At 65.7% G+C, this 8,384-nt stretch carries 3 protein-coding genes; all 3 read right to left on the reverse strand.

The window, feature by feature from the left end:
• The coding region (locus VGD20_RS04320; RefSeq protein ID WP_331133269.1) for a DNA cytosine methyltransferase at positions 1-1,362 on the reverse strand (1,362 nt) is incomplete at its 3' end.
• Between the two features lie 174 nt (positions 1,363-1,536).
• Positions 1,537-3,507 (reverse strand): DEAD/DEAH box helicase family protein, encoded by a 1,971-nt coding sequence (locus VGD20_RS04325; RefSeq protein WP_331133270.1) that lies wholly within the window; start codon positions 3,505-3,507, stop codon positions 1,537-1,539.
• 3 nt (positions 3,508-3,510) lie between these two features.
• A partial coding sequence (locus VGD20_RS04330; RefSeq protein ID WP_331133271.1) for a helicase-related protein occupies positions 3,511-8,384 on the reverse strand: 4,874 nt, incomplete at its 5' end.

The following is an 8,384-nucleotide window of genomic DNA, read 5'->3' on the forward strand; positions in this document are numbered from 1 at the left end:
CGGCGGTCCCTTCCGCTCCGTCGCCGACAGGCTCAGCCCGATCGCCTTGCCCACGCGCTCGGCGAGCCCGACGGGGACCGCGTTGCCGATTTGCGTGTACTTGGGAACTTCACGGTCGAATAACCCCTCGCGCGGGTTGCCGGCGCGGCGGATGCCGCCGGTCGTGCGCTTGCCCATGAACCTGTACCAGTCGGGAAAGAGTTGCAACCGCGCCCACTCGCGCACGGTGAGGATGCGCGGCTGCGAGAAATGGACATAGTCGTCGGGCATCGAGGTCGCGGTGATCGTGGGGCCCCGGTTACCCCAGCGTTTCGGGAGTACCCGCTGCGAGAATTTCTTCGTCTGCGCGTCCTCGGGGATCTCGCCGCGGTTCGCCAGCATGTGCTCGAACTTGGCGACGATCCGCGGCGCGTGCTTGGAATATTCCTGGTCGGTGAGCTCCGCCGCGGGGCGATGCTCGTGCGCGGGCGCAGGCGCGCGCATCAATTCCTGCGCCGCGGTCCTCGGCGGCGAAGGGTATTTCGTTGTCTGGAACTTGCCGCGGGGGAAGCCGCCCGACTGGAGGAGTTTCCCGATCGCGGGGTCGACGAGGTCGCCGAGCAATTCCTCGAGGTCGGGGCATTCCGAGGGCTCGCCGCGCGGCAGGAAACCGCACTTCACCGCGTCTTGCGGGTCGGCGGCGAGATCGACGATGCTACTCTTGGCGGCGATGTCCTTGCGGATCCCGACGAGCAGCACGCGCGGCCGGTTCTGCGGCACGCCGTAGTCCTTCGCGAGCACGAGCGACCAGCGCACCTCGTAGCCCGGTATCTTGCGAAACTCGGCGAGGACGTCGGGCCAGATCAGCTCGCCGCCTTCCTTGGTCCACTTGGCGTTGAGCAGGCCGCGGACATTCTCGAACAGGAATAGCCGCGGGCGAAGCCGCGCGATGATCTTCGCCATCCGCTGGTAAAGCTGGTTCGACGGCAAGTCCTTCTTGTCGACCGAGTAGGAGCGCCGGTGCCCGATCCCCGAGAAACCCTGGCACGGCGGCCCCCCGGCGAGCAGGTCGAGGCTGCTGCCGCCGCCCTTCTTCGGGTCGCTCGGCATGTCGAACGAGAGGCCGAGCGCCGCCAGGTCGTCGACCATCTGCTCGAGCCGCTTGCCCTTGAGCCCCTGCGCGTCGTGGCACCTGAGGTGCGCTTGCTCGGCGAACGGCTTGCCGCCGACCTCGTGGTGACGATTGGCGAGGTAGGTCGCCATCGCGTCGGGGTTGAGCTCGTTGACGAAGACCGGCGTGAAGCCCGCATTTTCCATGCCTAGAGACAGGCCCCCGCACCCCGCGAAGAGGTCGACCATCGAGAGCCCCGGTGCCTTGCCCATCTGGTAAATCTTGTCCCTTGCCCAAGTGAATCGCGCGGCCACCCATGGCGGTTCCGGCGCGCGAAGTCCAGGGGGAATTTGCCAGCTTGGACAATTGCCGCGCCGCCAGCCCGGAGAAGAGGCTCGTCGGCGAGTAGGGCAACCCGCGGAGAAGGCGGGACGGCCAACGCAGGCCTAGGAAGTCATGATCCTGTTCTCGACGATATCGGGGAAATCGCGGGCCACCTTCAGCAACGCCTTCGACAGCGGGTTATCGAGATCCGAAATCGTGATCACGAGCGTGTCGATCGGACGCGTCAGGGCAATGAACGTCCAGCGCCACGCCTGTTTGGCGGCTACTTTGTCCAGCGAGTTTAGGCCTTCCACCTCGCTGGGGACGAGTCCCTCGGACCGCTTGAGCTCGAAGCGCTCCGTCCAGAACCGGTCGAGGTCCTCGAGCACGACCGTCCATCCCTCGAGCCCGCGACACGACATGTAGTGAACCACGCGGTGCTCCGAGGCCGACCGCGGGAAGTCCTGGCGCTTTCGCTCGTCGACGCCGTCCCACGTCTCGCAGCCCCAACCCGCGAGGGCCCGCGAGAGGCCACTTGTCCGCGTCTCGCCCTCCTCGATGATCGAGTTGGTCGACACGCAGTAGAGCGAGTCGATCGGTTCGTTGTTGGCCGCCGCGGCCTGGCCGGCAAGTTCTTCGTGCAGTTCGCGATGCGACGACCAGGACCCCTCGACGAGTACCACGCGGCCTCCACCGGCCTTCTCGCTTGGCAGGATGTCGAGGCTGATGCCTGCCTCGTCGGCCAGCGCGGCGGCAAATACCGCGAGGTTGCGCTTCATCCGCAGACAATGGACGAGATTCACCAGCAGCCGGGTATCGCGGGTGGTTCCCCCCAGCCAGTCGGCCCTTTCGCCGCGCACGAGCTGGTCGACCCCGTCGGCGATGGCAATCGTTCGCGGGTCGTAGAGGCGCTTGAGAAGGGCGACTTCATGTGGAGGCCAGTCCTGCGCCTCGTCGACGACGATCCAGTCATAATCGAAACGAGCGGGAGCCGATTGCTTGATCGCGGCGATGTCTGCATCGTCGAGCGCGCCGCCCGCGATATTGTCGAGCGCTTCCTTGCACTTGGCTGGATAGGCTGCGTACCCCTCGTCTTCCGACATGGTTACGCCGCGCCGGTACATCCACGTATAGAAGAAGGACATGGCGGTTCGTACCATGATGCCGCCTTCTTCTCCCGACGGGACCCCGAGGAGCGCGAGTAGCCGGCGGATATCGGCGGCGAGCGCGTGGTTGTAAGTGAGCACGAGCGTTCGCGCGTCGCGCTCCTTGTAAGATTTCCACGCGGCCTGGAGAAACGTCACGGTCTTGCCAGTTCCTCCGTGCCCGCGCAGGCAGGTAAACTTCTCGCCGCTCGCAGCCAACAACTTGTCGACGACCGGGCCTTGCTGGAGCAACCTGTCCATGCGTCCCCGGTCCAGCGAGGTCGGGACGACCGGTCTGAATATTCTTACTTCCGTCAATTCGTTGGCCTTGCCGCGCGACGTCGACGAGAGGTAATAGCGACCGCCTCGCTGGCGGGGCGGCCTCGCTGCCAGCACCGCGGTGAAGAAATCGGTGGCAGAATAGTCGCCCGCTACCGCGGTATCGGCCTCGATCGCGTCGAGGCCTTGCATCACGACGCAGCGGTGGACGAACGGCGATTGCCCGGCGTCTGCATAATAGTCCTTGATCGCGTGCACTTGGTCGATGTTCTGGCCCGTCGCATCTTTCCAGCCCTTCGACGCGCCCCTCGTGTAATAGACCTCGATCTTGTCACCCACGATGCGCACGCGCCTCGCCGGGTGGTCCTTGACTTCGACCGCGATGACGAAGTTCTCGATCTCGACCGGCGTTCCCGTCAACCGCTTGCCGTCGGCGTCGCGGAGCACCTTGCGCGGCTGGACGTAGCGGCCGGGCTTCAAGTGACCCGACACGACGATGTCGACATCATTGACCGGACCCCCGGCGATCTTCACGTCGCTCGCGATGCGAACCAGTTCCTCCTCGGCGGCGGTTTCAGCGAGGTCAGGCCAGATGCGAAGCAGCGCGGCCTCCAGGTACGCCGCAGCGTGGTACTCGCGCGAACCTTCTATCCCGATATGCTCGATCATGCCTTAAGACCCGATCGCGACGATGTGACGCTGCGGGCTCGCGGCGAGATCGCGCACGTCGACGAACCGAACGGGGGCATCGCGCTCGAGGAGGGACGCGATTTCGGCCTTGGCGTCGAGTTGCCAGTCGTGTGCCAGGGCATCGCGGTGATGCCAAAGCGGGTGACCGAGGACGATCGCCTTCTTATCCCGGTTGCTCACGGCCCAGAGCTTGCCGGCCTTGCGGACCTCGACGTCCATGCCATTGGCAAGGCAAAGCTTCTGGAAGCGGCGGGCCAGTGGCTCTGCCTCGCCGAGCCAACGATCGAGCCGTAGCGGCTCGCCGAGAAAGAGCTCGGCGACGTCGAGGGCTAGGCGCCAATCGAGCAAGCCATGGATGAACCGGTTGCCGTAGTTGCGAAGGCAATCGGGACAGGACCTGTCGCAGTCGCCGTGCCTCGCCGCGGTCCAGTTCTCGAGCACTTCCGCATAGTGATCGCCCACCAGGCCCTTGAGCCTCTCGCCATCGAAGAGCCGTCTCGCGTAGCCGGCACCGTTCTCGAGCGTGTCGGCCAAGAACAGCTGGTTGGTCACGCAGTTCGGGGCGCGGTACTTCTGGGAGCCCACGCGGAACTCGCCTGCGTCGACGTCGAGATGAACGGCCGCGGCGACGCGAAGCAACTCTCCGAAGGAGGTGATGGCCGCGAGTGCGGCTGGCTGTCCGTCTGGACCCGTGTCGAGGATGCCCCGGGCGCCGATGTTCTTTCCGCCATCGAGGACGAGGCTCAATATGTCGGTCTTGAAGACGGCGCCGATTGCACCGTTACCCTCGAACGCGCCTGGATCCCCTGGCGGCGGGTCTTCACGATACAGGTTAGCGTCGGGCACCGTGACCGTGTTGTACTTCTTGTAGAAATCGAAGAGTTGGCCGCGATTGTCGTTCACCAGTGCGATCGGGCGCCCAGAGGTCAAGGCCACCTTGAACGCTCCTTGCGCGATTCCCCCGCCGAAATCGGGCTGGAAGGCGAGGACCGGAGGCGCGATCGCCGACCCGCGCTGCCTCAGCCCGTCATAGTCCTTCTGGCCGAAGGCTTGGAAACCTTTCGGCTGGAAAAGGTCGAATATCCTCGATGGCTGGCTGCAGACCTCGCACGTCTCGATGCTGCCGGCGGCAATCGCGCCGCATGTCTCGTCGACGCAGCGCGAGAACTTGATCGCCTCCCCGAGGGGGTCGGGATCTTCGCGGCGCTTGCCGCGGAACTCGTACCAGTAGGCAAAGCCGCTGGCCGTGTGGAGACGCTTGTCTTTCGGGATCTCGGCGCCGGGCGAAAAGGCCCAGACGGCATGGTCGAGCGGCCGGTCGCTGATGACCATGTCCTCGAGACTGGCGTCCTGCTTGAACTTGAAGAGGCTTCTCACCTGCGAGGGAAAACCGAACATCGGGAGCAGGCCAGCGATCGCCAGGCGCTCGCTCAACTCTTCCTGGATGTAGGAAGGGTCGGCAACCACCGCGGAAATCGCTTCGGCAAGTCCTTCGCGCACGTAGGTCGCGATGTCCTTGACCGTAGTGGACTCGATCGGCGCGAATACACAGAAGCGATCGACGATCGCATCGACGTCCGGCGCCGAGGAAAGCCACGCGCCGACGTCCGCGCGGTAGGTGTCTTCCCAGTCGCGCGCCATCCCGAAGCTGCCATGGGTGCTCTTGCCCTTGGCGGGCGGGCTAGGCAGGGCGCCGAACGCCCGGCGCAGCGCCTCGGCGGACACGACGCGCTTCACGATCTCCTCGCGGCGTAGGTCGAGGTAAGGCTGGGGAGGGGCATCGCCGGTAATGCGCTCGGGGTTCACGTAGTAGAAATCGTCGTGCGATCCGCCGCGGCAAACCGTCAGGGCATAGGAAAAACATTGCCCGGCGCGGCCCGCGCGCCCCACGCGTTGCTGGTAGTTGAAGCGCTGCGGCGGCATGTTCGCCATCATGACCACTTGCAACGAGCCGATGTCGACCCCGACCTCCATCGTCGTCGTCACGCTGAGCACGTCGATCCCGTCTGTGACCGCCGACTCCTTGCCGACGAACGCGCCCTTGAAAAAGCGTTGCCGCCGCCGCTGCTCCGACAGCGGCTTGGTTTGGCCGGTAAGCTCTTCCACCCTTAGGCGGTGAAGCGGCTCGGTCGCGATCCAGCGGTAATAATCATCCTCGGCCTCGTCGAGCCGGGCAAATTCGCCGGAAACGCACTGGGCGGTCGTGCACGCCTTGACCGGGAGGTTGGCTGTGACCTTGGAGCAGGTCGTGCAGGCGTACAGGTCGTCCTTCTTGGCGGGGCGGACCTCGATGCCGAGACCCGCGGCACGGGCCGTGCGGATGATCCAGTTGTCGTTGATGACCCCGCTATCGCGGAGCGCGACGCGGACGGCTTCGGAGAAGGCCGATGCCGGTTGCTGGAGGAGCGCCGCGACGCGCTCGAGATAGCCTCTCAGCGGCCTCGGGGCGTCGGTCGAGGTCGAGTTCTTTCCCTGTCCCTCGAAATATTTCGCCTGGCCGAGCACGCGCAGCACGTTGCCGAGTACGCGCCGCGCACCCTCGTCGTCCGTGCCGAGCCGCGCACCGTGCGCCCCCGTCGGCACGACATAGGCGACGCCGACCGATTCCAGGTCCCTGCCGCCGCGGTCGAACAACGCCCCGGCGAGGTGATTGGACAAGAGGCTTGCCAGCCGTTCACGCGTCGATTTCGCGGCCTCGGGAGACAGCGCGTCCCAAGAGAGCCCCGGTGGCGGCACGAAGTAGCGCCACCAAGGCTCGCCACCCTGCTGCTGTTCCGACGCCGCGGGGCCGGCCGGGTTGATCCCGCGCGCCAGGAGCTTTTGCTGTACGCGCTCGACCAGTGTCCCCCAGGCAATAGCCTCGCTAGAGCTGTACCGGTCGAGGTAAGCCGCGATCTTTTCGAGGTGTCCCTGCTTGGCGGCGCCCTGCGACTCCATCATGAAAGCTAGCCAGCACGAGGCGTCGCGCTGCTGGACCAGGTCCGCGATCGCGCGCTCTTCGTCGTCGAGCTCGGCGGCTTCCGCCTCCTTCCCCGCGATTTCCCGCAATCGAGCGGCAGTGGGTTCGCCGGCGTCGTGGAGCGCCTGGAAGAGCACTTGCCGCACCACGTCACGAAAATGGTTGAGCTCGAGGCCCGCCGCGACGTCGGCGGCGTCGTCGCGGCTGTCCGTGAAGGTGATCATCTGGGCCGGGGTATCATCGGTCCCGAGTTTCGACACCGCGCGGTCGGCGATGATCTGGGTCGTGGCGTTGAGACCGGTGCGCAGCCCGCGGATCGGCGAGTCGACCTTGCCGCCGAAAAACGCCTTGCTGCTTCGCTGCCATTTCGTCGAATCACAGCGCGGACATTTCTCGGGCAGCGCCGGCACGACCGCGTCGCCGGTCGAGGCCAGCAGCGTACCCGTCGGCTCTTCGCCCGGCCCGCAAATGTCGAGGTGGCCGAAGTAAGGATCGAAGCATGCTGCCTTGAATGATAGCTTCGTCGACTTTTTCGTGTCGGGATTTTGCCGCGAGGCGATGTCCTCGTTGACGACCTGGCCCGGCCAGTACCAGGCGAACTCGCCCTTCTTGCGCTCGAACACCATCCCGGGATGATCGGTGCCGCGGTTCGGCGGCGTGGACTCGAGAAACGCGCCGCTCGTGCCTTCCGGCGCGGGCGTCACGAAGCCCCCGAGGTAGGCCTCGCCGCAGTCGTAGCAATAGAGGAGTTCGAGGACTTGCCCCCCGCAATCGCACTTGGTCGCGGGGATCTTGAACAGCTTGCCGATCGCGCGGCCCGGGTGCTTGAAGTCCTCGTGGACCTGGTCACAGTCCTTGTTGGAACAAGCCCACATCCCCTGGATCTGGCGCATGAACATGTGCGCCCGGAACGAGGGTAGGGGATCCTCGAACGACGGCGACGCCTCGATGCTCGCCGCTTGCAACAAGGTCTCGAAATCCTCCTCGCTCGCGCCCGGCCCGAGAAGCGTCTCGCGGATGGCCGAGAGGCGTGACGGGATCACCCGGTCGCCGACGTCGCCCGCGGCGATGCACGCGGCGCCAAGCACCGTGCGCGGCGAAATGGCCTCCGCGAGGTCCCCCGTTGCAGCGGCATCGCCGGACAGTCGTCTCCGCGTGAAGGGGGCAACGAGCCCCGGTGCCAGCGGCAGAGCGGACTCCGGGACACGCGGGTTGCCCTTGAACTCGACGAAGGTTCCTCGCTCGACACCGAAGAACTGTTCTAGGTATCCTTTTCCCTCCTCGCCGTCGAGCGAAGCGCTGGTCGCGAGGCAGCGAAGCTGCTGGCTGTCCGGGGCAAGGCCAAGGCGTGAGAGGAGATTCCGCACGACGAGCGCGACCTCGGTGCCCTGCGTGCCGCGGTAACCGTGCAGTTCGTCGACGACGAGCGAGAACTGGTTATCGGCCGATTCCTCGAGCCAAGCGCGCGTTTGCTCGAACAAGGATTCCTCGTTTTCGCGCATCAGCATGACGTTGAGCATCGAGGTGTTGGTAATCAAGATGTCGGGAGCGGCTGCGATCATGTCCCAGCGCGTCAGCATCTCGCCGCAGAGCGGGTCGGAGAATTGCCCGCGCAGCGAGGCCTTCTTGTCGCGCAAGATGTCAGCCTCGCGTGCGATCTCTTGTAAGGCGCGGCTCTCGGCCTTTATGCGCCGCCGGTCTTCAGCCCCGAGGTCGGGTCGGGGGAAATAGGTGCCGCCTGGCGTCGCGCCCGTGTAGCGCCCGAAGAAGAAGAGCGGTTCGCCGAACTTTTCCTTGGCGCGGAAGGCCGCTTGCCGGAGGCGCGAGACCTGGTCTTCGACGAGCGCGTTGGTCGGATAGAGAAGGATCGCGCGGATGCCGGGCGACGGCGCTTGGC

This window comes from Sphingopyxis sp., from assembly GCF_036402335.1.
In the GTDB taxonomy this organism is placed as follows: domain Bacteria; phylum Pseudomonadota; class Alphaproteobacteria; order Sphingomonadales; family Sphingomonadaceae; genus Sphingopyxis.